Annotated in this window: 24 protein-coding genes; 9 read left to right on the top strand and 15 right to left on the bottom strand. The window is 52.4% G+C overall.

From position 1 onward, the window contains the following. Nucleotides 1-38: 38 nt before the first annotated feature. The 4 genes from ACJJI3_RS15210 to ACJJI3_RS15225 all read right to left on the bottom strand — a co-directional run bounded on the left by ACJJI3_RS15210 (nt 39) and on the right by ACJJI3_RS15225 (nt 3,444). Nucleotides 39-404, bottom strand: a complete 366-nt coding sequence (locus ACJJI3_RS15210; protein ID WP_444914935.1) for a cupin domain-containing protein — start codon at nt 402-404, stop codon at nt 39-41. Between the two features lie 40 nt (nt 405-444). Continuing rightward, the gene (locus tag ACJJI3_RS15215) at nt 445-819 is read right to left on the bottom strand and encodes a 2-thiouracil desulfurase family protein (protein ID WP_444940182.1); all 375 of its coding nucleotides are present in this window, start codon (nt 817-819) and stop codon (nt 445-447) included. A 56-nt stretch (nt 820-875) separates the two neighbouring features. Continuing rightward, nucleotides 876-2,684, bottom strand: a complete 1,809-nt coding sequence (locus tag ACJJI3_RS15220) for an Ig-like domain-containing protein (RefSeq protein ID WP_444940183.1) — start codon at nt 2,682-2,684, stop codon at nt 876-878. A gap of 265 nt (nt 2,685-2,949) precedes the next feature. Next, a complete protein-coding gene (locus ACJJI3_RS15225) occupies nt 2,950-3,444 on the bottom strand; it encodes a 2-thiouracil desulfurase family protein (protein ID WP_444940184.1) in 495 nt (164 codons plus the stop codon). Between the two features lie 178 nt (nt 3,445-3,622). On the opposite strand from ACJJI3_RS15225, the gene ACJJI3_RS15230 reads away from it, so the two are divergent. Further along, nucleotides 3,623-4,540: a polysaccharide deacetylase family protein gene (locus tag ACJJI3_RS15230; protein ID WP_444940185.1), complete on the top strand. Its 918-nt coding sequence runs from the start codon at nt 3,623-3,625 to the stop codon at nt 4,538-4,540. A 44-nt stretch (nt 4,541-4,584) separates the two neighbouring features. Here the strand turns inward: ACJJI3_RS15230 and panD are convergent, their stop codons facing one another. Further along, nucleotides 4,585-4,971 (bottom strand): aspartate 1-decarboxylase, encoded by a 387-nt coding sequence (panD, locus tag ACJJI3_RS15235; RefSeq protein WP_413664143.1) that lies wholly within the window; start codon nt 4,969-4,971, stop codon nt 4,585-4,587. 13 nt (nt 4,972-4,984) lie between these two features. Continuing rightward, nucleotides 4,985-5,833 (bottom strand): pantoate--beta-alanine ligase, encoded by an 849-nt coding sequence (panC, locus tag ACJJI3_RS15240; RefSeq protein WP_444895400.1) that lies wholly within the window; start codon nt 5,831-5,833, stop codon nt 4,985-4,987. A gap of 293 nt (nt 5,834-6,126) precedes the next feature. On the opposite strand from panC, the gene ACJJI3_RS15245 reads away from it, so the two are divergent. The 6 genes from ACJJI3_RS15245 to ACJJI3_RS15270 all read left to right on the top strand — a co-directional run bounded on the left by ACJJI3_RS15245 (nt 6,127) and on the right by ACJJI3_RS15270 (nt 13,255). Further along, entirely contained in the window at nt 6,127-6,825 is a 699-nt protein-coding gene (locus tag ACJJI3_RS15245) for a DUF6515 family protein (RefSeq protein ID WP_413664141.1), read from the top strand. Nucleotides 6,826-7,057: 232 nt separating this feature from the next. Next, entirely contained in the window at nt 7,058-8,980 is a 1,923-nt protein-coding gene (gene speA, locus ACJJI3_RS15250) for a biosynthetic arginine decarboxylase (protein WP_413664140.1), read from the top strand. A 72-nt stretch (nt 8,981-9,052) separates the two neighbouring features. After that, nucleotides 9,053-10,246, top strand: coding sequence for a saccharopine dehydrogenase family protein (locus ACJJI3_RS15255; RefSeq protein WP_444906588.1), 1,194 nt, complete (start codon nt 9,053-9,055; stop codon nt 10,244-10,246). Nucleotides 10,247-10,315: 69 nt separating this feature from the next. Then, nucleotides 10,316-11,509, top strand: a complete 1,194-nt coding sequence (gene nspC / locus ACJJI3_RS15260; RefSeq protein ID WP_444940186.1) for a carboxynorspermidine decarboxylase — start codon at nt 10,316-10,318, stop codon at nt 11,507-11,509. Nucleotides 11,510-11,572: 63 nt separating this feature from the next. Then, nucleotides 11,573-12,445 carry an agmatinase gene (speB, locus tag ACJJI3_RS15265; protein WP_413664138.1) on the top strand — a complete coding sequence of 291 codons (873 nt, stop codon included), beginning with the start codon at nt 11,573-11,575 and terminating at the stop codon, nt 12,443-12,445. Nucleotides 12,446-12,556: 111 nt separating this feature from the next. Next, nucleotides 12,557-13,255, top strand: coding sequence for a DUF6515 family protein (locus ACJJI3_RS15270; protein ID WP_444940187.1), 699 nt, complete (start codon nt 12,557-12,559; stop codon nt 13,253-13,255). Here the strand turns inward: ACJJI3_RS15270 and ACJJI3_RS15275 are convergent. The 6 genes from ACJJI3_RS15275 to rpsF form a co-directional block, all read right to left on the bottom strand. Further along, on the bottom strand, nt 13,245-14,336 hold the full coding sequence (locus tag ACJJI3_RS15275) for a winged helix-turn-helix domain-containing protein (RefSeq protein WP_444940188.1): 1,092 nt from the start codon (nt 14,334-14,336) through the stop codon (nt 13,245-13,247). The two genes, ACJJI3_RS15270 and ACJJI3_RS15275, sit on opposite strands and share 11 nt — an antisense overlap. A 54-nt stretch (nt 14,337-14,390) precedes the next feature. Next, the gene (gene dnaB / locus ACJJI3_RS15280) at nt 14,391-15,833 is read right to left on the bottom strand and encodes a replicative DNA helicase (protein WP_282930237.1); all 1,443 of its coding nucleotides are present in this window, start codon (nt 15,831-15,833) and stop codon (nt 14,391-14,393) included. Between the two features lie 109 nt (nt 15,834-15,942). After that, nucleotides 15,943-16,389 carry a 50S ribosomal protein L9 gene (gene rplI / locus ACJJI3_RS15285; RefSeq protein WP_282930238.1) on the bottom strand — a complete coding sequence of 149 codons (447 nt, stop codon included), beginning with the start codon at nt 16,387-16,389 and terminating at the stop codon, nt 15,943-15,945. 36 nt (nt 16,390-16,425) lie between these two features. After that, the gene (locus tag ACJJI3_RS15290) at nt 16,426-17,268 is read right to left on the bottom strand and encodes a hypothetical protein (protein ID WP_444940189.1); all 843 of its coding nucleotides are present in this window, start codon (nt 17,266-17,268) and stop codon (nt 16,426-16,428) included. Nucleotides 17,269-17,311: 43 nt separating this feature from the next. Then, nucleotides 17,312-17,542 carry a 30S ribosomal protein S18 gene (gene rpsR / locus ACJJI3_RS15295; protein ID WP_108731487.1) on the bottom strand — a complete coding sequence of 77 codons (231 nt, stop codon included), beginning with the start codon at nt 17,540-17,542 and terminating at the stop codon, nt 17,312-17,314. 12 nt (nt 17,543-17,554) lie between these two features. Continuing rightward, nucleotides 17,555-17,998, bottom strand: a complete 444-nt coding sequence (gene rpsF / locus ACJJI3_RS15300; protein ID WP_282930240.1) for a 30S ribosomal protein S6 — start codon at nt 17,996-17,998, stop codon at nt 17,555-17,557. A gap of 353 nt (nt 17,999-18,351) precedes the next feature. On the opposite strand from rpsF, the gene ACJJI3_RS15305 reads away from it, so the two are divergent. Together ACJJI3_RS15305 and ACJJI3_RS15310 are read left to right on the top strand one after the other, a co-directional pair. Continuing rightward, nucleotides 18,352-19,179 (top strand): alpha/beta fold hydrolase, encoded by an 828-nt coding sequence (locus ACJJI3_RS15305; RefSeq protein WP_444895409.1) that lies wholly within the window; start codon nt 18,352-18,354, stop codon nt 19,177-19,179. A gap of 222 nt (nt 19,180-19,401) precedes the next feature. Then, nucleotides 19,402-20,208: an isocitrate lyase/PEP mutase family protein gene (locus ACJJI3_RS15310; RefSeq protein WP_444940190.1), complete on the top strand. Its 807-nt coding sequence runs from the start codon at nt 19,402-19,404 to the stop codon at nt 20,206-20,208. 447 nt (nt 20,209-20,655) lie between these two features. Here the strand turns inward: ACJJI3_RS15310 and ACJJI3_RS15315 are convergent, their stop codons facing one another. The 3 genes from ACJJI3_RS15315 to rnr form a co-directional block, all read right to left on the bottom strand. Beyond that, complete coding sequence (locus ACJJI3_RS15315) at nt 20,656-22,560, bottom strand: RCC1 domain-containing protein (protein ID WP_444940191.1); 1,905 nt, start codon at nt 22,558-22,560, stop codon at nt 20,656-20,658. A gap of 772 nt (nt 22,561-23,332) precedes the next feature. Next, complete coding sequence (gene rlmB, locus ACJJI3_RS15320; protein ID WP_444914946.1) at nt 23,333-24,088, bottom strand: 23S rRNA (guanosine(2251)-2'-O)-methyltransferase RlmB; 756 nt, start codon at nt 24,086-24,088, stop codon at nt 23,333-23,335. A 12-nt stretch (nt 24,089-24,100) separates the two neighbouring features. After that, on the bottom strand, nt 24,101-26,839 hold the full coding sequence (gene rnr / locus ACJJI3_RS15325) for a ribonuclease R (RefSeq protein WP_444940192.1): 2,739 nt from the start codon (nt 26,837-26,839) through the stop codon (nt 24,101-24,103). Nucleotides 26,840-26,961: the final 122 nt, after the last annotated feature.

Consider the following 26,961-nt stretch of genomic DNA (forward strand, 5'->3'; position numbering starts at 1 on the left):
GCAAACAGTAAAAGAAAGTTGATTAACAGCTCAATCACTTAGATCCAGACATCATTTTTCGCAGTTAGATCTCCACCGGCATCGCCCGTATTAACGACCCCTTTAGGCTCAATCAATAGTACTTCACATTCCTGTTCAGCTCTGGGTTTATGCTCCACACCCTTTGGTACTACCGTCATCTCACCAGGTCCAAGGGATATGACACTATCGCGAAACTCGATCTGCATATGCCCGGAAATTACAACAAACACCTCATCGGTATCGGGATGATCATGCCAGGTAAATTCACCCTGGATCTTAACCAATTTAAACTGGTAATCGTTCATCTCGGCAATCACTTTAGGGGACCAATGCTCCGAGAACAGGTTCAATTTTTCTTTAAAATTGATAACTTTAGAATTCACTTTTATACCTACCTTTAATATGACTATATATCTGGAAAGCTTAGTTATCTCTGGATACTTCCAAAAATTTCCTAAGCCTGCCCACAATATTCTGGTTAAATACCTGTATGCCCTCCCTCTTCAGTAGTGCAGACACAACGCCAGAACCAACTATTTTCGCACCAGAAAAACTACCATCGTAAATATAATCACTACCACATGATGGGCTATTTTCCGTAAGTACTGCGTATTTAATATTGTGCTGCAGACATAGCTGTAATGCCCGTTTAGCTCCCCGTATAAATTGCCCAGTTAAGTCTTCTTTATTTATCCCTAAAACTTTGGCTGAGCCCGCTAAAACCTCTGCACCTCTACCGCCGCTAATCTCAGCCGGAACCCTGGGAACAGGCAGTCCGACTGCAACCTCAGAAAACAAATCAACTTAAGTTTGCCTGTACCGGGTTACCAGCCCGGTACATTTAGGAGAGAAAACTAACGAGATTGGAAAATAAGAAAGCGGTTATTACCCGAGTCGTTGATAATCAACTTATCTTCATAAGCGGTAATTCCGTCGGGCCATTTCAACGTAGCAGCACTTGGCAACTCCCCCTCGTCAGCAACCCCATTTTGGTTGCTGTCGTTGAAGGCACTGCGATCAAAATCTCCCTGCCCCAAGACAACATCTGCTGGAGCGAAATTTTCCTGTGGCCACTGGTTCCAGATCAACACTCGGTTATTTTCGCCGTCCACCACAAAAAGCTGAATGCCGTTAGACCAGATACCCCGCTCTAACAAACTCAGGGTTTGTCGACTCGGGGGCTGACTTTCATCACTGACAAAATCTGCTTGCCCCAAAACTATATCCGCCGGAGCAAAGCTACTAGTAGGCATTGAGTTCCACAGAAGTACCCGGTTATTTTCCGAGTCGGTGATAGCTAACTTTTCTCCATCGCTCCACACATCTCCGGGCGTAGCCAATGTGCGAGCACTGGCCTGCATAACCGAGCCATCTTGCTCACGGTCGTTAGGGGTGCAGTTTTCCAGTGTGGATTGGCCCAGCAGCCAATCCGGTGCCGTATCTTCCATTGAGGGCAAGTCATCCCACACCACCATTCGAGCTTTAGACCACGAGGCCGCGAATACGCGTCCCTCCGCAATCATTGCACTGGAATATACGGAGCCGTTACCCTGGCAGCTGTCCTGCGGCAGTTTGGCACTAGGCAGTGCCCGACCATCTTCGGGAATAGTATCGTAAACAAAAATACTGTGGCCCCGAGTACCAAACAAGTAATTTATTAAAAGTTTTCCACTATCAAAACTTATGCTTGTGGGCCCGCCACCAAACTCTCCCCCGCTGCTATCGTCAAGACTATCTTTATTGAGCGCCGCATTGGCCGGCGCTCCATTGCTTGTGGGGACCGAATTAAAAATTAACACCCGATTATTTGTATAATCGGGTACGAACAACTTCCCCTCATCAGTAACGGCAGCGGAACCCAGGGGCCCCTCGCCAAGATTTTTTGCACTGATGGCCGTCAAAGTACTAGAAAAATCATCCTGGCCTATCACGACCTGCGCACTGTCAAAATTCTCAAAGTACAATGGCACAGTAAAATTGTGCTGTTCAGCGGGGAGATCCAGGCCAGCGGGGTCTTTGGCTTCAAGGTGCAGGTTGCGATTCTCCCCGGACAGCCAGCGGCTCTTGGGAGCTATCACCAAGGTGTCGTCATTAAAGCGCGACTGGGACCAGGCCAGAGTGTATTCATCATCCAGCAACGAACCGCTAATTTGCAGGCTGTCGCGATCTATCGACTCGGAAAACTGTATCGTGATTGCGCCATCCTTTTCCAAACGCTCCTGTGCTGGGGATACACTGACTACGGAAGGGGCAATTTCATCCACGGTATAGTGAGCATCAACCTCTGCCATCTGGTTGCCAGCCGCATCCTGCGCGGCAATTGTCAGGGAGAGTTCTAGTCCCTTTGCCCACTCCGCTATCGGGGTTAAGATCAGGGTGTCCTGATCGACTTGAGAGAGCTCTCCCATTTCCTGCATGGCGCCACTTAGAGACACATCCTCCATTGCCACCGCTTCGCTAAAATCCAGCAGTAGGGTGCCGGTTGCTGCAATAGAGGCCCCGCTGGCGGGAGTCAGTGTCAGGCTCGGCGGAGTGGTATCCACAGGCGCAGGATCTTCATCACCACCGCTGCCACCGCTGCAGCCATAAAACGCGGAACTGATCGCCAGTACCAATGCGGCTTTGATAAACTTGCTATCGGCTTTAAAAAACTTGCCTTCCACCACTGCCTCCTGCAGCCATTTAAATAGCCAACAGGGTATTCAGTCTTACCTGTTTATTGCCACAGCAGTCACTGCCAATCTGGACCCTAAAAATGACAAAACCTAACAGGCTGGGTGCTGCGTCACAAAAGGAGAATTTTCAGGGACACTGCGCTAATCGTACTGACATCTGGGAGCCACCGGCTTCGCTGGTATTAATCAACCTATAGGGCCTAACTGTGACCAATGCCCTTTTTACCGATCTAATTTTATTGATGCTAACAACTTAGTTAGCTCTGGATACACTTATCAAGTCTCTAAGTTGCCCAACAGTATGTTGACTAAAAACTTTTATTCCCATCCTTTGAAGAAGCGCAGACACAACACCAGAGCCCATTATTTTTGTCCCTGAAAAACTGCCATCGTAAATATAGTTACTTCCGCAAGAGGGACTATTTTCCGTAAGCACTGCATACTGGATATTGTGTTTCCTGCATAATTCGAGAGCCAGTTTAGCCCCCAGCATAAATTGCTCAGTTAGATCTGTTCTATCACTACCTATAACCCCAGCAGTTCCATCTAACACCTCTGTTCCATTTGCGCCATAGATCTCAGCCGGCGCCCTCGGAATAGGCAATCCCGCCGCCACTTCCGGACACAAGGAAACAATTTCCTGAGTATCCACAAGCCACTCAAAATCATCGCTACAAGCCTCAACACTACTACCGTCATAGCGCACGGCGCAGTTCAAAAGGCAGGAACTAACAAGTATTTTGGCCATATACATCTGAAGCTATAGTGGACACAATAGGAAACCGTACTCTACCGCAACTGAGCCTAGGCTACTGGACAACGCAGGTTATCTGACTAGTAAATTAAGACAGAAAACCTGAATAGAAGGACAACTAAATCCTAGCCTGGCGAACAGCTCGTAAATAAACTCATTAGAGTAATAAACCATGCAGCGTTCAGTCATATTATTGATAATTTACTTATTGGCATTCCCAGTCGCTAACGCCAAACAACTGGCAATTACTTTCGATGATGCCCCCCGTAAAGCCGATGGTTATTTTGATGGACCAACCCGGGCCAAAACGTTAATTGAAAACTTAGAAGAATATAAAGTTGGCAAAGTAGCCTTCTTTTCCAATACTCAATCCTTCGATAAGGAAGGGGTGGAGCGGATGAACCGCTACGATAAGGCTGGGCATATTATTGGCAATCACACCCATAGCCATCCCAACTTTCTGGAAACAGGGCTATCCACTTATCAAGCGGATTTTTTGCAGGCCCACCAGCTGCTTCAACAATTTGACAACTTTAAACCCTATTTTCGCTTTCCCTATCTGCGCGAAGGCGAAACTGTCGAAAAACGCGATGGTATCCGGAGGCTACTACAGAAAAATAACTATCAAAACGCCTATATCACTTTAAATAACTACGACTGGTATATCGAAGAACTTTTCCAAACGGCAGTGAAAAATGGGAAATCAGTTGATATGGAAAGACTCTCCAATTTTTATGTCGACGTTCTTATGGCGAGTATTAAGTACTACGACGATATGGCAATTAAATATCTCGGGCGCTCCCCAAAGCACGTCATACTGTTGCATGAAATGGACATTTCAGCCCTGTTTATTGGTGATCTGGCTGAACGACTGAGGAAGGAAGGCTGGGAGATAATTCCTTTAGAGGAGGCCTATCGGGACCCCATCGCCAAATACCAACTCGCCCAACCGATCAAATATAACCCTGGCAGAATCGGCGAAATCGCTTTAGCTAAAGGACAAAAGAAAAACCTCTGGCACTACACCCTGGACGAGTCCTACTTGGAAAAGAGGTTTAATCAGGAAGTGTTATTAATGTCTGGTCAATAAGTGGCGGGAGTGCTACAGGGCACAACGCCCTGTAGCGAGAAGAGTCAGGCTTCGGCTAGCTGAACCGGAATCGTATTAGTGCTGCGCTCTACTTTGTTGTTCTCATCCAGGTAGACCAGCTTGGGCTTGTGGTTATCGGCTTCGCCCTCTGTCATCTGCGCATAGGAAGCGATAATAATGCGGTCACCCACCTGCACTCTACGTGCAGCGGCGCCGTTCATGGAGATAATACCGGAACCGCGCTCGGCGAGGATCACATAGGTGTGGAAGCGCTCACCATTACTCACATTGTAAATATCGATCTTCTCGAATTCGCGCAGGCCAGCCAGTTCTACCAGGTCCTCATCAATTGCACAGGAACCGTCATACCAGAGTTCGGCCTGAGTCACTGCGGCCATGTGCAACTTGCACTTCAACATTTCAATTTGCATAGTTGGATGCCCCTCAGAGTTCCAGGGAAACATTGTCGATCAGGCGCGCTGCACTGGTGTACATAGCTCCCAGGATCGTGATTTCTTTATCATCATCTGCCGCTGGCTGTAAATCCTTGCTGTAACAGATGGAGAAGTAGTCAACTCGAAAGCCACTCTCTTCAATTCGCTTGCGCGCCTCTGTCTCGAGGTCGGCGAAATCCCGGCGTCCAGCCACAATTTCATCCTTAGCCCAGTTAAGTAACTGGTTGAGTACAGCAACCTTCGGTCGCTCTTCCGCAGTGATATAACCATTCCGAGAGCTCATTGCCAAGCCATCTTCCTCACGATGCACCGGCGCCGCCACAATTTCCACCGGCATACACAGGTCTTCCACCATACGGCGGATCACTGCTAACTGCTGGAAATCCTTAATCCCGAAAATAGCCTTATCCGGCTGCACAATGTTGAAAAGCTTCGAAACTACGGTGGTGACCCCTTCAAAGTGACCCGGTCGGCTGGCGCCGCACAGGACATCGGTCATCGCCGGACAAACCACGCGGGTCTGCTGGTCCATGCCGTTGGGGTAAATCTCACTCTCATCCGGATGGAACAGGAAGTCACAGTCCGCTTCCCGCAGGCTGGCCATATCCCGCTCCATAGTGCGCGGATACTTATCCCAATCCTCATTCAAACCGAATTGCAGTCGGTTGACGAAGATGGATACCACAACCAGATCGCAGTGTTGCTGGGCGATTTTGACCAGCTCTATATGGGCATCGTGCAGATTGCCCATGGTTGGCACAAAGCCGACGGTCTTGCCGTCTTTGCGGGCCTGGGCCAGCGCCTCGCGCAGACTTGCTACGTGGTGGAAGACTTGCATCTTGCTACCGCTCACTATGAATCAGCGCGGCATCATACTCGCTGAGACCAGGTGTCTCAACATAGCAAAATTGCCGCTCTCAATAAGATTTCGCCGCAGAATCCAGCCTGTGGCCCCACCAGACAATCTCTACCCATACCTGAACTATTAGTCACAATCTACGCCGTCGACTGCCGCCGAATTTTACCCCATTCAGTTCAGGAAGTGTTCAGACCCGCCAGGGCAAACTTCACGCCAAGATACACAAAAGACCTGATCTGAAAGAAAAGAGCCCCACGCTCGGGAGAGATGTTATGAAACACCTCACTACTGCCATCGCCACCCTAAGTCTGCTGCTGATCGCAGCACCCGCCCTGTCCGAGTCACATCGCGGGCACCAGCGCGCCATGGACGACCACCACAAATATGGAAGAGCCGAACGCGAGCAGCGCCATTTAAAGAAACAGCACGACAAGCATCACGACCGCCAGCAGGAAAAGAAACGCCGCAGACAAGAGCGCAAGAAAGAAGAGCGCAGACGTGAACGCAGAGAGGAGCGCCAGCACCGCCGCGAAGTTCGCCACGCCTATAAAGAGGGCTACAACAAAGGCTATAACAAAGGGCATAGAAAAGGCCACAAGCAGGGCCACCGCCACGAATATCGCGCGGCACACAGACCGGTTTACCGCCACGGTTATCGCGGCCACCGCCCCCACTACCGTCCCTCGCACTACGGTTATGGCTACCGCTGGCGCCACCTGCCGCGTAATTTCGTCAGTATCAGTATCGGAACAGCGGGCTTCTACTATAGCGATGGAATTTTTTATCGCCCGGCTTCTCACGGCTACGTAGTAGCCCAGGCCCCCCACGGCGCTATCGTGCACAGCCTGCCAGCATCAGCACTGACCGTGGTAGCCGGTGGACACAATTACTACGTGGCCTATGACACCTACTACCTGTGGGACCATAGCCACCGCGGCTACCGGGTTGTCCCCAAGCCGACCTATTACTGATTACCCAATCCCCCCCTCCCTGCGGCCCTCGGGCCGCCTTTTTTTACTCAAATTTGCGCAGATCAATCACCTTCTTAAGTCCCCTGTCGCAGAGTGCAAAAGAGCTGGCCATCCACTCGCTCCCCATTTACTTTTCAGTGCGCAAAAATTAGCGTTTTTTTATCTATAGTTATTGCTTTCCGGCCCTGCTGGGCCCAAGATTCGCGCCCGCCAATATCAACAGAAAGGCGCCATGAAAAAGCAACAAGTAAAAGACTGGACTTGCGAAGATTCGGCCGAGCTCTACGGCATCCGCAATTGGGGCGCCGGATATTTCGATTTGAACGAAAATGGTGAAGTTTCACTGCAAGTCGACGGCCCCAACGGGGTAACACACAGTGTTTCGCTGATGGACATTGCCCGAGGCGCCACCGAGCGCGGCCTGGGTATGCCCCTGCTATTGCGTATTGAGAATTTACTCGAAGCGCAGATCGCCCGGATTAACGAATCCTTTGCTCGCGCTATCGACGATTGCGGCTACGGCAATGTTTTTCGCGGCGTGTTCCCCATTAAGGTGAACCAGCAGTGTCAGGTCATTGAAGAAATTGCCAATGCCGGCCGCCGCTTTAACCACGGCCTGGAGGCGGGCAGTAAAGCAGAACTTATCGCTGCCCTATCCATTCTGGATAACACCGAATCCCTGATCGTTTGCAACGGCTATAAGGACGAGGAATTTATTAACCTCGGACTGCAGGCCCAACGCCTGGGCGTACAGGTTTTCTTCGTCGTGGAAACGCCCTCGGAAGTGGAGACCATTATCCGCTGCGCCGAGCGCGAGCAGGTGCGCCCCAATATCGGCGCACGGGTAAAACTCGCCTCCAAGGTGGGCGGCTACTGGAATGCGACCAGTGGCGACCGCAGTATTTTCGGTCTGGGCAGTAACGACCTGATCGCCATGGTCGATCAACTGCGCAACCACGATATGCTCGACTGTCTCAAGTTGTTGCACTATCACCTGGGCTCACAGGTACCGAATATCCGCGACATCCGCACCGGAGTTCTGGAAGCCTGCCGCTACTACGCCGATCTGGTGGAAGAAGGCGCACCCATGGGCTACCTGGATCTGGGCGGTGGCCTGGCGGTGGATTACGATGGCAGCAAGACCAATTACACCCACTCAAAGAATTACTCCCTGGACGAGTACTGTGTCGATGTAGTGGAAGCCATTATGGGCACCCTCGATAGCGAGGGAGTCGAACATCCGGTGATTATCACCGAATCCGGCCGCGCCACTGTAGCCTACTCCTCTGTACTGCTATTCGATATTCTCGACACTACCCGTTTCGAGCCGGTGGAGCTGGAGCACACCAAGATCAGCGAAGGTGACCACCAGATGCTGCTCAACCTGCAGGACGCAGTGCGCAGTATCACTCCCAAAAACCTGCAAGAGAGTTACAACGACGCACTCTACTACCGCGATGAAGTGCGCTCTCTGTATCTGCACGGCCAGGTGAGCTTGCGCGAACGCGCCAATGCGGAAAACCTGTTCCTGCAGAGCGCCCAGGATATTCGCAAATTACTCGATGAGGCCGAAGAGATTCCCGCAGATCTGCAAGCTCTGCCGGAGGTACTGTCGGATATCTACTACGCCAATGTGAGCGTATTCCAATCGGTACCGGACATCTGGGCTATCGATCAGGTATTCCCACTGCTGCCGATCCACCGCCTGGACGAAGCCCCGACGCGCTCCGCCATCATCGCCGACATCACCTGTGACTGTGATGGTAAGATCGACCGCTTTATTGGCCGGGAAAAAGAGCAGAAAACCCTGCCTTTACACGAGCTAAAGGATGGCGAGGACTATATTCTCGGCACCTTCTTAATTGGCGCCTACCAGGAGACCCTGGGTGACCTGCACAACCTGTTTGGGGACACCAATGTTGTGAGTGTGCGCATCCAGGAAGACGGCAGCATAGACTTCAGCCACGAGATTCACGGTGACAGTATTTCTGACGTGTTAAGCTACGTGGAATACCAGCCCAAGGCGCTGTTTGAGCGCTTCCGCCGCCTGGCAGAACGCGCCGTCAAGCAGGGGTTGATTACCGCCGCCCAACGCAAACAGATTTTGCAAACCTATACCGCCAGCATGAGCGGTTACACCTACTTTGAAAAATAAATTTTAAAAATGAGGCGCCAACGCCTTTGAGAATATAGCGGTAACATTAGCCGCAGATTTAAGGAGATCTTTATGGCCAACGTACTGATCATCGGCGCCGGCGGTGTCGGCCAGGTGGTTGCGCACAAGTGCGCACAGGTTGCTGAGGTATTTGAAAATATCACCCTGGCAAGCCGCACCAAAAGCAAGTGCGACAAGATTGCCGCTATGCTGCCGCGCAAAATCGACACCGCTGAAGTAGATGCGGACAATGTGCCTGAATTGGTAAAGCTGATCGAAAAAGTGAAGCCGGACCTGGTCATCAACGTGGCCCTGCCCTACCAGGATCTGCACATTATGGATGCCTGCCTGGAAACCGGCGTGCACTACCTGGATACTGCCAATTACGAACCGCCGGAAGAGGCCAAGTTCGAGTACAAGTGGCAGTGGGCCTACCAGGAGAAATTTGAGAAAGCCGGCCTGATGGCACTGCTGGGCAGCGGCTTCGATCCCGGCGTCACCAGCGTATTTACCGCCTACGCCAAGAAGCACCACTTCGATCGTATCCACACCCTGGATATTCTCGACTGTAATGCCGGCGACCACGGCCTGCCGTTCGCCACCAACTTCAACCCGGAAATTAATATCCGCGAGATCACCGCCAACGGTCGCTACTGGGAAAATGGCCAGTGGGTTACCACCAAGCCGATGGAAGAGAAACGCGTATTCAACTTCCCAGAAGGCATTGGCGATAAGGATATCTACCTGCTCTACCACGAAGAGCTGGAATCCCTGTCCAAGCACTTTCCGGAAATTGAGCGCGCGCGCTTCTGGATGACCTTTGGCGAGAGCTACCTGAAGCACCTGGAAGTTCTGCAGAACGTCGGTATGACCGGCATTGAGCCAGTGGAATTCCAGGGCCAGCAAATTGTACCTATCCAGTTCCTTAAAGAGCTGCTGCCAGATCCCGCCAGCCTCGGCCCGCTGACCAAGGGCAAGACCTGCATCGGCAACATTATTCGGGGCACCAAAGACGGCGAAGAGAAAATCTACTACGTCTACAACACCTGCGACCACCAGGACTGCTACCAGGAAGTTCAATCCCAGGCGATCTCCTACACTACCGGCGTACCGGCCATGATCGGTGCCAAGATGATGCTGGAAGGCAAGTGGATGAAGCCCGGCGTGTGGAATATGGAGCAGATGGATCCAGATCCCTTTATGGATGACCTGAACAAGTACGGCCTGCCCTGGCAAGAAACCTGGTTGGATAAGCCCTTCCAGTAAATCGCTTCTTTCCCGACCTAGCGGGGCGGACTCCAGTGCCCGCCCCGCCGCACCAGGATATAACGCACCATGGACCTCACTCCCCCCGTTGACTATTTCGGCAGCTTCGATCCCTACCGCGTTCCCTCTCCCTGTTTTGTGATCGATGAAATTGCCCTGCGCAATAATTTGGCATTGCTCGCCGATGTACAGGAACGCAGCGGTGCCAAGGTACTGGCAGCGCTCAAGGCCTTTTCCATGTTCAGCACCGGGCCCATCGTGGCTGAATATCTATCCGGGACCTGTGCCAGTGGCCTGCACGAAGCCAAACTGGGGTTCGAGGAGTACGGCGGTCGCGACAAAGGCAAGGAAGTTCATGTCTTCAGTGCCGCTTACAAGGATGAGGAACTGCGGGAAATACTGCAATTTGCCCACCACGTAATTTTCAATTCCTTCTCCCAGTGGAAGCGTTTTCGGGAGTTGTGCCTGGATATGCAACAGCAGCGGCCAGAGCTGCGTTTTGGCCTGCGTATCAACCCCGAGCACTCCGAGGGCCACACCGATCTCTACGACCCCTGCGCCCCTTGTTCGCGCCTGGGCATCGTGCGCTCGCTGTTTGAAGGGGAATCCCTCGAAGGCATCAGCGGCCTGCACTTCCACACGTTATGTGAACAAGATTTCAAACCTCTGCAGCGCACAATCGCTGCCGTGGAGGAGAAGTTTGGCGATCTGATACCACAAATGGAGTGGATTAATTTCGGCGGCGGCCACCATATTACTCGCCGGGATTACCAGGTGGATGAGCTGGTCGAAGCGGTGCGCAGCTTTTCCGACAAGCACAGTGTACAGGTCTACCTGGAACCCGGTGAGGCCATCTCCCTGTTCGCAGGAGTCCTTGTAGCTGAGGTAGTGGATATCGCCTGGAATGGTGAAAACCAAGCCATCCTCGACGCTTCTGCCACCTGCCATATGCCCGATGTTCTGGAAATGCCCTACCGACCGGAAATTACCGGTGCCGCTCGCCCCGGTGACTTACCCCACACCTATCGCCTGGGCGGACAGAGTTGCCTGGCCGGCGACAGCATCGGCGAATACAGCTTCAGTCAACCACTGCGGATTGGCGAGCGACTGGTATTCGAGGAAATGGCCTACTACACCATGGTGAAAACCAATACTTTTAACGGTATCCCCCTACCGGCTATCGCCCTGTGGAATTCGGATACCGACGACCTGAAGATGATCAAAACTTTCGGCTACGAAGATTTTAAGGAACGCCTCTCCTAAACAGTGCCGATAGAGATAGGTGCGGCAGGCAATGAGTTATTGCCTCCGCCAGAGGACCAGTAGATGTTGTCAGAAAACGAATACCCTATTTTTCTCGGCTCCGAAATCGAGCAGCCGAAACCGGAAGACGCCCTCTTTCACATTATCCCCATCCCCTATGAGGAGACCGTCTCCTACGGTGGCGGCACCGGCAAGGGCCCGGCCTCCATCCTGGAAGCATCCTGGCAACTGGAAACTTTTGATAACTTCTCCAACCCCTGTGACCTGGGCATCTACACCCGCTCGCCGGTCTCGGTTTCCGGCCCTGCAGAACAGGTGATGGAGAATATCGCCGCCGCCACCAAAGAAGTGTTGGCGCTTGGCAAGATGCCGGTGGGTATCGGCGGTGAGCATTCGGTGACCTGGGGTATTATCAAAGGGCTACTGGACGCCGGTGAAACCGATTTTGGCGTGGTGCAGATCGATGCCCACGCCGATCTTCGCGATCGCTATGAGGGCCACAAACACAGCCACGCCAGCGTGATGCGTCTAGTGGTAGAAGCCGGTGTCCCCCTGTTCCAGCTGGGTATCCGCGCCTATTGCGAAGAGGAAGTTCAAGCCCGCAAGGACCACAACGTGGGCTACCTGGATGCCCACCAACTGGTGCCCAACAACGTGCAGGAATTCCAGTTACCGGAGAATTTCCCCAAGAAAGTCTTCTTTACCCTGGATGTGGACGGTATGGACCCATCGGTCTTCCCTTCCACCGGCACCCCGGTACCCGGCGGTCTCGGCTGGTACCAGACCCTCAACTTATTCGAATCTGTTGCGCGACAAAGAGAGATAATTGGCTTCGATCTGCTGGAATTTGCGCCGATCGAGGGCTTTCACGCCTATGACTTTGCCGCCGCACAGCTGATGTATAAGCTGATGGGAATCATCCAGCGCAACCGCTGACCACTGATCCAGCCTCCGGCACTTTGACAATTCTTAACCGATTAACCTGTCTTAAATGTCAGGATAAGGGTTAGTATGTCAAATGTGAGTAATCACTTCGCTGGAGAGACTGTGAATAAACTGAGTATCATAATCGGCGCTAGTGCATTTCTGGCACTGGCCGCTTTTGCCTTTAGCCCACCGGCAGACGCTCGCGGCTATGAACGACAACACCACAAGCACCCACCACCGCCCCCTCCCAAGGCCGGAGTTTATCGCGGGCCTCGTGTTTCGATCGGATTTGTTGCGCCCGTACTACCCGTTGGCCATGTGCGTGTCGCAGTTGGCGGACGTCCCTTTTACTACCATGGCGGACACTTCTACCGCCACGGTCCCCGTGGTTACGTCGTTGTCGCTGCCCCCCTGGGCGCCTCGGTAGTCACCCTGCCAGCCAGTGCGGTAAGAGTCCATGTAGGCGGGGTTACTTATTACAAGTATGGCAACGCCTACTATCAGTGGTACCCTGCTACCCGAACTTATGTCGTAGTAGCACCACCTGCAGTGGCTGTAGCTCCAGCACCCGTGGCCGTTGTTCCAGCGCCTGCGCCGGCTGTAGCCGTTCCTGTTGCAACGGCAGTAGCTCCCGCTACTGTGCCTGCAACCCCGAACCCGGGCCCGCAGGGTTTCCAGCCCGGACAAGTGGTGGAAACCCTACCCAATGGCTACGCCGCTGAAATTATCAATGGCATCCAGTACTACCGCTATGGCGGCAATTACTTTATGCCGACCCAGCGCGATGGCCAGGAGGTCTACGTAGTCGTCAAGCTGTAAGCGCAGCTTCGCTTTCCAGCCCGTGAAAACGGGCAAACTGCCCCAGAGCCCGGTGGTAACTCGCCTCCAGCGAGACACCGGGTTTCTTGTCCCAGTGCAGGGCCTCTACCCGCAATACACCCGCATCCCGGTCAGCCTTCAAGTCCACCTGCCCCACGAATTGATCGCCGTATAAAATCGGCAGGCAAAAATAGCCATAGCGGCGCTTGGCCGCCGGTACATAGCACTCCAATTGATATTCAAAATCAAACAGCCGGCGCAGGCGTTTGCGCTGCAATATCACTGGGTCGAATGGGGATAACAGGCGCACTTTGCGCGATGGTCGTACTGGCTCCCAATCCAGATGCTCGGTGAGCATCAGCTCTTTCCCCCACTGGGTGAGTTCACCGGTTGCCAACATGCGCTTAATTGCCAGCTGGATAAGGGGTTTGTCGTCCCTGCGCAGGTAAGCAATTTCCTCCGCTCGGCCAATCCCCTGGCACCCCAGGAAAGTGCGCACCAGATGGCTACCATACTCAATTTCCGAGGCAGCACTGGTCGAGATTTTTGCTGGCAGTATCCGCTCCGGGAGATCGAAGACTTTTTGAAAGCCCTCCCGGTGGCTGACCATCAGCTCACCTTCATGAAACAACTGCTCCAGGGCTTTCTTTTCATCGGACCACTCCCACCATCCACTCTTGGTGCGCACAAAATCACTGGCCCTCAGGGCGCCCTCCTCTCGCACACGATCGAGAACATAGCGACACAGCTTGGCATTCTTTTCAAACCAGTGGCGCTGACCGGCGCGGATACGATCCATACGCACCCGCGCATAGGGGTAGTGGGCCATTGGCAGGTAGGCAGTGGCGTGGGACCAGTACTCGAAAATTTCGCGGCGCTCTTCAGCTTCAGCCAGGTGTGACTCGCGGTAACGGGGCAGGCGATTGTAGAGCTGGTGGTGATGGGCCCGGGTAATTCGCTGGATAGCATCCAACTGTAGGGCGCCAAGGTGTTGCAACAACCCCGACAACCCCTCAGTCCAAGAGCTGTGGATAAATTGGCGTTGCAGCACCAGTGCGCGGATCTTTTGCTCGGATAACAAGAAGTGGCTCCCCTAGGCTCGGATATTCGATAGCCGCAAACCTAGCAGAAAGGCTTATTCGCCCTGGTAGTATTCCGGCGCCAGATTATCGAAGCGAGTGTATTTGCCCACAAAGGCTGCGCGGCAGGTGCCGATCTCACCGTTACGCTGCTTGCCGATAATCAACTCGGCCATCCCTTTATCCGGGCTGTCCTCGTTGTAGTATTCATCGCGGTAGATAAACAGGATCACGTCAGCATCCTGCTCGATCGCCCCGGATTCCCGCAGGTCCGAGTTCATCGGCCGTTTGTTGGGGCGCTGCTCTACTCCCCGGTTGAGCTGCGACAGGGCAATCACCGGGCACTCGTATTCTTTCGCCAGCGCCTTGAGAGAGCGGGAGATCTCGGAGATCTCCTGGGTGCGGCCCTCAGTAGACCCCTTCACCTGCATCAGCTGCAGGTAGTCCACCATAATCATGGCGGGCATACTCTTGGCCTCGGCGTCTTCGCGGCTTAACTTGGGGTTCTCGCGCATCAATTTGTTGATGTGATCGCGCACCGTGCGCTTGGTACGGGCGCGCACCTCGCTGGGACTCAGTGCCGGCGTATCATCGATATATAGGGACTTGCCTTTCATCTTCTGCACGGCGCTGGATAGCTTGGGCCAATCCTCTTCCTGCAGCTTGCCGTTCCTGATGCGCCCCTGGTCGATACGACCAATAGAGGACAACATCCGCATCACCAGGCTGTCCGAGGGCATCTCCATACTGAAGACCAGTGTCGGGCTCTCCTGGCAGAGCATGGCGCTCTCGATAAAATTCAATGCCAGTGCGGTCTTACCCATGGAGGGACGCGCGGCGAGAATAACCAGTTCGCCCGGCTGCCAGCCGGAGGTGCGCTGGTCCAATTCGGTAAGACCGGTACTGATACCGGTGATATCACCCTCGGTCTTGAATAGCTCATCGATGCGCTCGACGGTCTTTTTCAGCAGGGTATCCACGCCGACAAAGCCGCCCTCTTTGGCGCGCCCCTCGGCGATTTCCGCCACGCGGCGCTCGGCCATCTGCAGCAGATCGGCGGAAGCGAGGCCACCGGGATTAAAACTGGTGCGGCTGATCTCACCGGCGGCGGCGATCAACTGGCGCAGCATGGAGCGCTCACGCACGATCTTGGCGTAGGCGACGATATTCGCTGCGGAGGGAGTGTTTTCAGCCAATTCCGCCAGGTAGGCGGGGCCACCCACTTCACCGAGCAGGTCGCGGCTGGCGAGGCCTTCGGCGAGAGTAACGATATCCAGGGGCTGTTCGCCATTGCTCAGCTCGCCCATAACCGCAAAGATCTTGCGGTGGCTAGCACTGAAGAAGTCCTCTTCACTCAGCTGTTCGGCAACGGCATCAATACGGCCCGGGTCCAGCATCAGGCCGCCGAGCACAGACTGCTCCGCCTCTACCGAATGCGGCAGGGGTGAACTCTCTTCGCTGTGGATCTCTTCTTCAGGGGCGGCGTATTCGTCGATCATGGGACTTTACTGGATAGTAAAAACAAAACAGGCGCTGGACCCGATAGGGTGCAGCGCCCGATTGTAGCGCGGCTGGCGCCCGAAGCACCAACCGTTCGTCAGCAAAACCTTACTCGGCTTCGATAACGACTTTAACTGCAGCAATTACGTCGGAGTGCAGCTGTACGTCTACGTCGTACTCGCCCACTTCGCGCAGCGCGCCTTCCGGCAGCTTAACTTCAGCTTTAGCTACTTCAACGCCACCAGCGGAGATCGCTTCAGCGATGTCGCGAGTGCCGATAGAACCGAACAGCTTGCCTTCGTCGCCAGCGTTAGCAGCGATGGTAACAACCAGGTCGGCCAGCTTGGTAGCGCGGCTCTCAGCTTCAGCCAGCTTAGCGGCAGCAGCGGCTTCCAGTTCAGCGCGCTTAGCTTCGAACTCAGCAATGTTAGCGGCGGTAGCAGCAATTGCCTTACCAGTCGGCAGCAGGAAATTGCGGCCAAAACCGGCTTTAACATCAACGCGGTCACCCACGTTGCCCAGTTTGCCTACTTTATCGAGCAGAATAACTTCCATCTCGGTTTCCTCAATTTCTGTATTGTGCGGGCGCGCTTATTTGGAAGAGCGTCCGCGAATATCTATCCAGCTATCTACCAGGGCCAGGCCGCAGAGGAAGCCCGCCAGGGGCAGCCCTCCAATCACCAGCATGATGTACATCGCCACCAGGGGACCTACCCCCCAACCGCGACTGGCAACCAGCCAGTGGACCAGGGCAATACCAGCTACCACCATCGGGAACGCGATCACCGCTCCCCAAAATGCATAGCCTGGGGTTACCAAGCTGACTACCCACAACAACATGCTTGTCGCTGACAGCCACAGGGGCAGGCGCAGCTGGTGGAACTCCTGGCGGAAACCGCCGGGGTTGTACAGCAGGGCCTGCCAGTAACGCCCCAGTACCAGAGCCAATGTGGTACTTATCGCCGAAATCAGGCTCAGGTAACCGGTAATTTGCAATTCACCCGAAAATATCTGCTTCAGTTCATCCATTGGAACAGTATTGGGCTGTTCCGCTGCATTCTCGACTGCCTGCAAGAACCCTTGCATCAGTCCTCCACTGAAGAGAGAGGTCAGCAATATGCCTGCTGCCGATACCGCCGTTACAGCCACCAGGCCAGTGGCCCAGGAGCGACTGCTGCGCAATGCCATGGCGCCGCAAAAAACTGCAACAAAATGGCCTGCGGATATACCAGTCACCAGTGGTGGTACATGACCACTCATACCCATAACGACAATCGGCAACAGAGCCCAGGCCAAAACCATCAGGCCGTCACTGCCGCCTCGACGCAAACTCACCAGAGCGAGAATTGCCGGGCTTATCAGCGGTAACCCCAACATGGTGAGGATTACCGCCCTGACGCGTCCGCGCATAATAAATTCAGCTACGGCGCGCATATCTAGATAGCTTCTCTATTAATGAGTCTAAGCAAACTGCGGCTTAGGCTTCGTGGCTGTCCGTGTACGGCAGCAGGGCCAGGTAGCGAGCGCGCTTGACCGCAGAGGCCAGCTGACGCTGATACTTGGCTTTGGTACCTGTAATACGGCTAGGAACAATTTTGCCAGTCTCGGAGATGTAGGCTTTCAGGGTATCGAGATCTTTGTAGTCGATACGCTTAACACCTTCAGCGGTGAAACGGCAGAACTTGCGACGACGGAAAAAACGTGCCATCTGATAATCCCCTTACTCTTCGCTTTCAGCGTTATCGGAAGAAGCTTCTGCAGCGTCGGAAGAAGCTTTCTCTTCTCCGGCGCGCTCGCGACGCTCGGTGCGCTCTGCACGGGCAGCTTTGCGCTCACGGCTTTCTTTTTCCGCTTTCATGATCGGGCTCTCTTCAGTGATCGCCTCGTCTTCACGAATTACCAGATTACGGATAACCGCATCGTTGTAACGGAAGTTGGTAGTCAGTTCCTCAAGGGCTTCTTCAGAACATTCTACGTTCATCAGAATGTAGTGAGCCTTGTGGATCTTGTTGATCGGGTAAGCCAGACGGCGACGGCCCCAGTCTTCCAGACGGTGAACCTGTCCACCGCTCTCCTTGATGGACGCAGTGTAGCGCTCCACCATGCCAGGTACCTGCTCGCTCTGGTCCGGGTGAACCAGGAATACAATTTCGTAATGACGCATTTTAGCTCCTTACGGGTTAATCAGCCTCTCGGACAGTCCGATGAGGCAAGGAGTACAACGGGCACGGATAAACCGGGCCCATTGCGGGCGGCGTATTCTAGGCAGTTGTGGAGTTGGTTGCAAGTTGATCAATTACTTCAGCCCAATGCCTTCGCTAACCCGGTTGCAAGTTAACCAGTTGCATCAGGCCCTGTGCCTTCGCCCACCCGGTTGCAAGCTGATCAAAATGACTACCCTGCCACTCGCCTTGTTTCTGGGATTTGGCGGATTGGGACACAGCACTGCTCGGTCTGGTCATGGGTTTGGCAAGCTGGCTTCGCCTATGATGCCGGACTGTTAAAGGGAGAAGTACCATGCCCCAACAAACCCACCAATTAGAATTTGGCGCCTTCCAGGTACCAGTAACCACAGTACACAACGGCGAAGGCCCCCTGGTATTGGTGCTTCCCGCGATGGGCGTACCGGCCAACCGCTACCGCCTGCTCTTGGAAGAACTGCAAAAGCTCGGTTACAACACCGCCATCAGCGAATTGCCCGGCACCGGGGAGAGCCTGCCACGCCCCCACCGAAATGCCGACTACGGCTACAACGATCTGGTGTTTTCGTTTATCCCGCAGTTAATCCAACTGCTGGAACAGCAATTCCCCCAGGGGCCAGCGCTGATTCTCGGCCACAGTATCGGCGGTCAAACCAGCACCCTGGCAGCCCGCGCCGGCCTCACTGGTAACGCCAAGGTTGTCAGCATCGCCTCCGGCCATGTGGACCACCGCAGCTGGAGTGGTCTGCACAAGTACGCCATCCTGCTCTTCGCCTCAATTGCCAGTGTGACCTCAAGCCTGCTGGGTTATTTCCCCGGTGCGCGCATGGGATTCGGCTGGCGCGAAGCGCGCAGACTGATGAAAGACTGGGCCCGATCCATATTTAGTGGCCGCTTTGCTCCAGAGGATCGCTTTGGGCAAATGGAAAAGACAAGCCAGCCCACCCTGCATATTGCGCTGGACGGCGACCCCTTCGCCCCTATTCAGGCCGCCCGTAAATTAGCGGCGATCGTCGGTGGTGAAACCCGGGAGATGAAACCCACTTATCCCAAGGGCAACCCTCACCTCAGCTGGATCAAGAATCCCGCCCCCGTAGTTGAGGCGGTACAGCAGTGGCTACATAAAGATCCCGCTCTCAACTGATTTTTCTTTTTCTGTCTTTCCTGTATGGCTAAGAAAGCAATTCACAGCTTTCTTAGCCATGTATTGATAGAACCTGTCCGCTCTACCTCTCTACCACATCGCAGCCAACAATCTTAATTGTCTTTCCGGTTTTCACGGTTCAGTTCCGTTTGTGGCCAGTGAATCAATCTCTTGAGCGGTAAATTCACCACTCAAACGACATCGCTCAAGTAGGTTATCCCGATGAACAACAGCCCATTCAATACCTTCACCAAGTTGCACCAAACTGACGCCCCATTGATCCTGCCAAATGCCTGGGATGCTGCCAGCGCTTTAATCTGCCAAAACACAGGCGCCCAAGCGGTAGGTACCAGCAGTGCCGCCGTCGCCTGGTCGTTGGGTTATGCCGATGGCGGTGCCCTGCCAGTTGAGGAACACCTAAATGCAATCGCACGGATTGCCAGGGTGACCTCTTTACCTCTGAGTGTGGATATTGAAGATGGATATTCCCAAAACCCCAAACAGGTAGCTGAGCTGGCCTGTAAAATGGTTGCGCTGGGAGTTACAGGCATCAATATTGAAGATGGTAACGACACCCCCGAATCTATCGGCGAAAAAATCAACGCTATTCGCCAAGCACTTAACGGCCGCCCGCTTTTTATTAATGCCCGTACCGATGTTTATCTCAATGCACTCGCCAACGGTGATAAGGCGGTAAATATGTGCATAGAGAGGTTAGAGCTTTATAAGAGTGCCGGTGCTGACTGCGGCTTTGTGCCTGGGCTCTCTTCAGTTGAGGAGGCAAGGAGTTTGGCAGCGGGTATCGACCTGCCAATCAATATTATGCTGCTTCCGGGAATTGCTCCTATATCGGAGTTTTTTGCCGCAGGCATAAAGCGCTTTAGTACCGGACCAGCATTATTCCAGTCTATCTACGGCCATTTAAGCGAATCATTAAAACAGCTGGCAGCGGTTAAAAGTGACACTAATTTGTTTAGTAAGGCGTTGGACTACGGCACACTGAACTCTGCCTTTATTAAAGAGGCGTAGATAGAGGAAATATAGCCGGGGCATATCGATGTTCGATTTATTGCCAGCTACGGAAGCCCCACGGAAAAACCTTTTGAGTGACTCCTATAAAAAGAACAAGCATAAACTAGAAACAAATATTGAGATAATGAAAACCCAATATGAAATTCAAATAAAAACTTCAGTAGGACTCAGGAAAAACACTATTGCTTAAATAGCTAATACTGGAATATCCAATAAAGAACCATAAAACAATTACTTGGGCGTTAAATTGTAAAGTAATAGTGATGGAGTGCATTTAATACAAAAGGTGAGTATTGGAAAATCAACGTATTTTTAAGGTAAGAGCCGACTATCAAGGCTTGCTTTGATAGTCGGCTCAAGATTTACCAGTCCTTAAACATCACCAATTGGTACATTTATTAGTAGTCAGTAAATAGATTCTATCCTCAGCAATAAAATTTCTATCTAATAGAAATCAATATCAGTGCTATCTCCACCGCGAGAACTATCTCCCCAAGTCACAACAGACTTATCGTCTTTTAGCACTGCACACCCCCCCCAATTAGTTCCAGTAAATGTCAACACACCATTCGACAATTGATCACTAACACTACTGCTATCAGCAACACAATTACCCCAAGTAGTTGCCGCCCCATTACCCGTTATTGCCGCAAAACCACGCGGAGAGGCCTGAATCACTTCCACAGCTCCAGTCAGCTCAGAGCTTACTTCACTACTATCACCCCCGTATTCACTATCCCCCCAAGTAACAACAGAGCCATCAGACTTAAGAGCAGCAAAAGCATAAAAGGATGCAGAGACTGTTTCTACGTCTCCTACCAACTGATCACTCACACTACTGCTATCACCACCGCCATCAACGTCACCCCATGTAACAACAGAGCCATCTGACTTGAGTGCGGCAAAAGCATAATCGGTTGAAAAAACAGTGACCACATCGCTGGAAATTTCTGCGCTCACCGCACTACTATCTCCACCGCGAGAACTATCCCCCCAAGTCACAACAGAACCATCTGACTTCAGTGCAGCAAAAGCATAATTTGTTGAAAAAACAGTGACTACATCACTGGAAATTTCTGTACTCACCGCACTGCTATCGCCACCCGAATTCCCCCAAGTCACAAGAGAGCCATCGGATTTAAGTGCAGCAAAAGCACTTCTTGCAGGAAAGACCATCACCACATCACTGGCGATTTCGTCACTAACTGCACTACTATCCCCTCCTCTACTCCCCCAGCTTACGGCAGAACCATCCGCTTTGCGGGCGGCAAAAGAGTACCCCTTTCTTGTATAAACTTCCTCAACGCCACTGCTCAGCTGAACACTAACGTCACTGCTATCACCGCCATCCCTACTGCCCCCCCAAGTCACAACGGAACCATCAGACTTCAATGCTGCAAAGGCATATGTCCCTGGATAAATCTGAACTACATTATCAGCCAAGCTTGCACTCACAGCACTGTTATCCCCACCATAATCAACCTCCCCCCAGGTGATAACAGAACCATCAGACTTTAATGCCGCAAAAGCAGCAGCTGTAGCATAGATTTCAACTACATCACTGGTTAGGTTGGCACTAACATCACTAAAGCTAACATCTACTGGAAAATAATCATCAGGCCACGAAACAACCGAACCATTATTTTTTAATGCTGCAAATTCGGTGCGGGTGGCAACAATCTCACGCACATAGACAAGGTGCTCAATCTCCATATCCGCAGTTTCGCCCTCAAATGAGGCGCTCAGAGTCGCTGAGCCACTCTGCAGGGCGGTGATAAGGCCAAGCTCTACGGTTGCCAAACTAGTATCACTGATCGACCACTCGGCCTCCTCGGTAACCTCCACTGAGGTGTCATCGTTATAGTGGGCCGTAAGGTAATATTGATCAAAATTAGTGGTATCCCTACTCAGTTGTAAACTTTCAAGAAGGACGGGCAACTCAATATCTACCTCTGAACTCACCCCTTCATAAACTGCTGTTAGAGTGAGTGAACCTGCTTTCAGCTGTGTGATTACCCCAGCATCAACAGTGGCCAAATTACTGTCACTTACAGACCAGTCCGCATCCTCAGTTACATCGACAGAAGAGTCGTCACTGTAATAAGCCATTAGGAAATACTGGTATTCATTAGTGCTATCTTGTTCCAGCCCTACACTTTCCAGCGTAATAGGAGTAGGAACAGGATATGTCGTGCCCGTATCCTTATTACTACTGCTACCCCCTCCGCCACAAGCACTGAGCAGGCCAATAGTGAGCGTGAATAACCCGAAACGTAAAATGTGCAAATGCCAAGATTGATATTGGCCTGTAACTCCGTTCATATAAACCCCCTCCAGTAAAGTCGACATGATAAAAAGCCAAGTGCCATATAGCAATTCAAATGGCTTTCAAATTACAAATATTTCAGCCGACTCTAAATCTACAAAAACTATTAAAACTCGACACTCCAACAATTAAGACCAAATTTTATTATTTAAATAAAAACGAACAAACCATTCAGATACACCAGTACCAAATGAAAGGAGCCAAGCCCAAAATTCAGTAAAAGTTTTGCCTATCCTCACCATCGGCAAACACTCTCTTAAATCCACTTTTTATTTTATAGCTACATTAGAGAGGCATTATTAAAAATCGCACACAACCAATTACTAATATCTGAACATTAAGAATCCTTTACCACAAAAATAGCAGAACAATTAACACTGCATAAAATTAATAAAACCTAACCAACCATTTATCCCCACGAATAAAAGAGATTTTACAAATATTCATTCGGCAAAAATTTCCGTAATTTCTCGGTAACAGGTTAACTACAGATTGCTTTTATTACTTTAGCTACATCAAGATATAACCTACCCAAAGATGTCGAGAAAGTTAGATCTCAGGCTAAAATAAACTTATTACTTCAGATAAGAAGTAGTGAAAATTATTTTCACACCAATATTGTGCGAACTTTGCTTTTCGCAATTCAATTTAGTGATAAGTAGGGTAAAGGGAGCCTATCGATAGTCCGTCACAGGCTATCTGGAAAAAACGTTATGAATGTAATGAATGGCATAAGCACCGACCTGTACGCCCAGAGATAAATTCTCCCCAGCCAGTACAGGTCATACCGGCCCCTTAGCCGTTGCGCTGACGCACGGCCTCAAACAGGCAAACACCCGTGGCAACAGAAACATTTAAGCTGCTTACCTCTCCCGCCATAGGAATCTTGATCAAATGATCGCAATGTTCCCTAGTCAGGCGCCGCAAGCCGCTGCCCTCAGCCCCCATAACCAGCGCCAGAGGGCCGGTTAATTGGCTTTGGTATACATCCTGTGTCGCCTCACCGGCTGCGCCATATATCCACACTCCCGCCTGTTGCAGCTGCTGTAATGCGCGAGCCAGGTTAGTCACGGTAACAAAGGGCAATACTTCAGCTGCACCACAGGCCACTTTGCGAGCTGTTGGCGTCAGCCCGGCAGATTTGTCTTTTGGTGCAATTACTGCATGGACTCCGGCAGCCTCTGCCGAGCGCAGGCAGGCTCCCAGATTGTGGGGGTCCGTCACGCCATCCAGCACCAATAAGAAGGGCACTTCCCCGCGCTGATCCAGTTGTTTTAGCAGGTCGAACAGGAATTTTTCATCGTGTACCTTTGTTTTGCCAGAACAGATGGCAACAACACCCTGGTGGTTAGCACCATCCTCAACCTTTTCATCCAGCGCTCTCCGGTCAATAAAGCGCACGGCAATATCATTTTTTTCCGCCTGCTGGATTATTTTTTGCAGGCGCTGATCCTTGCGGCCACGCAGTAACAGAAGCTCCGATACATTCTGCGGAGAACCTTTTAGAAGGGCCTGCACTGCGTGCAGGCCATAGATAACTTCCTGACTCAATTTATTCCTCGATCACTTTTTCTTTTTACTGCTAGAAGAAACCTTTTTCTTCTTTTTTAATTTACCCGAACGGGTTTTGGCGTTTTCAGCCTTTTGCGCGGCTTTACGAGCCGCCACTGCAGGTCGCTTTCCACCCTTGCGTGTCGGGGTACGTTTTTTAATCTTGCGCTTGGGTTGGGCATCATCACTTTGCCCGCCTTCCCCTCTCCTATTGGCAGGCTCTTTTTCCGGCTTTGCTACAGGGGCTTCAACACTGGCCTCTACTGGCACAGCCTCATCTGAGCCTACCTTGCGCTTGCGGAAAGGCGAGGGCTTGGCTGTGGTCTCGGTATGCTTGGCCCAGGGGTTAGCACTGGTATTACTGGGCTTTTCTTTTTTATCGCGGCCCCGGCGCTCGCGTTCCAACTGATGTTCTACTGCCATTTCCATTGCCCGGGCACTCACCCGCGTACTCTCTTTCTTTTGCTTCGACTCACGCTTGGCGCGAGGGACCAGTTCATTCAAGGTGAAATCCACCTTGCGCTCTTCGAGATCCACCCGTGCAACCTGCACGGTGACAGAGTCACCCAAATGGTAACGTTTGCCACTGCGCTCCCCGATAAGACGCTGGTGCGCCTGCTCAAAGCGGTAATAGTCTTTGGGTAGGGCGGTGACATGAATCAGCCCCTCCACGTAGAGATCATCCAACTCCACAAATAATCCAAAGCCGGTTACCGCACTGATAACACCGGAATAGGTTTCGCCCACATGATCCTGCAGGTATTCACATTTTAGCCAGCTGAGTACATCTCGGGTCGCATCGTCGGCGCGCCGCTCGGTCAGGGAACACTGCTCCCCAAGTTGCAACATGGCCGGCATGTCGTAGGGCAAAATCTGCTCGCGAGCTATCGGTTTGGCACCGGGCACAGAGTGAACTTTTTTTGCCACCGCAGCTTGGTTGGCGCTGCCGTTGCGTATCAACCAGCGCAGCGCTCGATGCAGGAGCAAATCCGGATAGCGGCGAATCGGGGAGGTGAAATGGGCATAGGCCGGGTAATCCAAACCGAAGTGTCCTCGATTCTCCGGCTGGTAAACCGCTTGGTTCATAGAGCGCAGCAGCATCACCTGAATAATATGCGCATCTGCACGGCCCTCGATCTGCTCCATCAGGTCCTGGAAATCTTTGGGCTGTGGCTTACCACCACCGGGAAGGCGCAGCCCCAATTCACCCAGGTATTCGCGCAAATTACTGAGCTTTTCCTCTTTGGGTGCATCGTGCACCCGGTAGAGTGCGGGCAGTTCCGATAGCTCCATCAGACTCGCCGCGCAGACATTGGCCGCGAGCATACACTCTTCGATCAGCTTGTGAGCATCGTTGCGCACCACCGGGATAATCCGCTCAATTTTTCGCTGGGCGTCAAATACTATCCGGGTCTCAGTCGTCTCAAAGTCAATAGCACCCCGGCGCTCCCGCGCTTCGCGCAACGCCAGGTAAAGATCGTGGAGGTTGTCCAGGTGTGGGGTAAGGGTCGCAAATTGCTTGCGGGCACCACTGTCGCGGTTATCCCGCTCATCGAGTATTTGCCCTACCTGGGTGTAAGTCAGGCGCGCGTGGCTGCGCATAACCGCCTCAAAGAAACGATAGTCCTGAATTTCACCGCTTCGGTTGATGTGCATTTCGCACACCATACACAGCCGATCAACATCGGGGTTTAGGGAGCAAAGACCGTTGGACAATTTCTCCGGCAACATGGGTACAACGAAATCCGGAAAATAAACCGAGTTTCCACGGCCGTGCGCTTCCTCATCCAACGCACTACCCGGACGTACATAGTGGGAAACGTCGGCAATGGCTACCAGCAATTTCCAATTGCCATCGGGTAAAAGTTCGCAGTAGACCGCATCATCAAAATCCCGCGCGTCTTCACCATCAATAGTAACCAGCGGCAGCTGGCGAAGATCCACCCGGGATTTTTTGTGATCCTCAAGCACTTCATCGGCGATTTCATTGACCTCGGCCGTCAGTGCACTGGGCCAGGTGTGGGGAATTCCGTAGTTGCGAATAGCAACATCGATCTCCATACCCGGAGCGAGGTGGTCACCGAGAATTTCGCTAACCTTACCTTGCGGCACTTTATCCCTGCCCGGTTGGGTAACTATTTTTACTACAACATACTGGCCGTGATCAGCTCCGGCGGTGTCCTCAGAGGCCACCATAATATCCAGGTTAATGCGCGGATTATCCGGGCGCACAAAACAAATGCCGTTTTCCCGGTACAGGCGCCCGGCCAGCTGCTCGGTATTGTGCTTGATCACCCTAACAACAGCGCCCTCGCGTTTACCGCGAAAACCTCCGGGGGTTTCCCGCACTAATATCTCGTCACCATCAAAGACTTTACGCATCTGTCGATGGGATAAAAATAGATCGGTGCCACCATCACTGGGGATAACAAAACCAAAGCCATCCCGGTGCCCAATAACCCGGCCGCGTATCAGGCTCATTTTATCCAGTACACCAAAATCACCGGCGCGGTTGCTTGCAATCTGCCCATCCCGGGACATGGCGATCAAACGGCGCCTTACCCCTTCGCGACGATCCTCGTCGGCCAATTCGAGTAAATCAGCCACCGTTTCCCAGGGTACAGGCTCCGCTTGTTTTTCCAGAATTTGCAGCAAGTACTCCCGACTGGGCACGGGCTTTTCGTATTTCTTTGCCTCGCGCTGGGCATGAGGGTCAGCATTGAAAGGGTCTGAGGTATTTTTTTGAGTCAAAACAGCATCCGTTGTTGGGCAGTTGCCTGGGTTTGGCAACCTCCGGAGATTATCCGGCCATAAAGAAAGGCAGCGTTGGTGGTGGATTCCTGGTCAATAATTCGCCGCTATTGCACGCATTA

The sequence above is a fragment of the Microbulbifer maximicatervae (SeqCode) genome, from assembly GCF_052466985.1.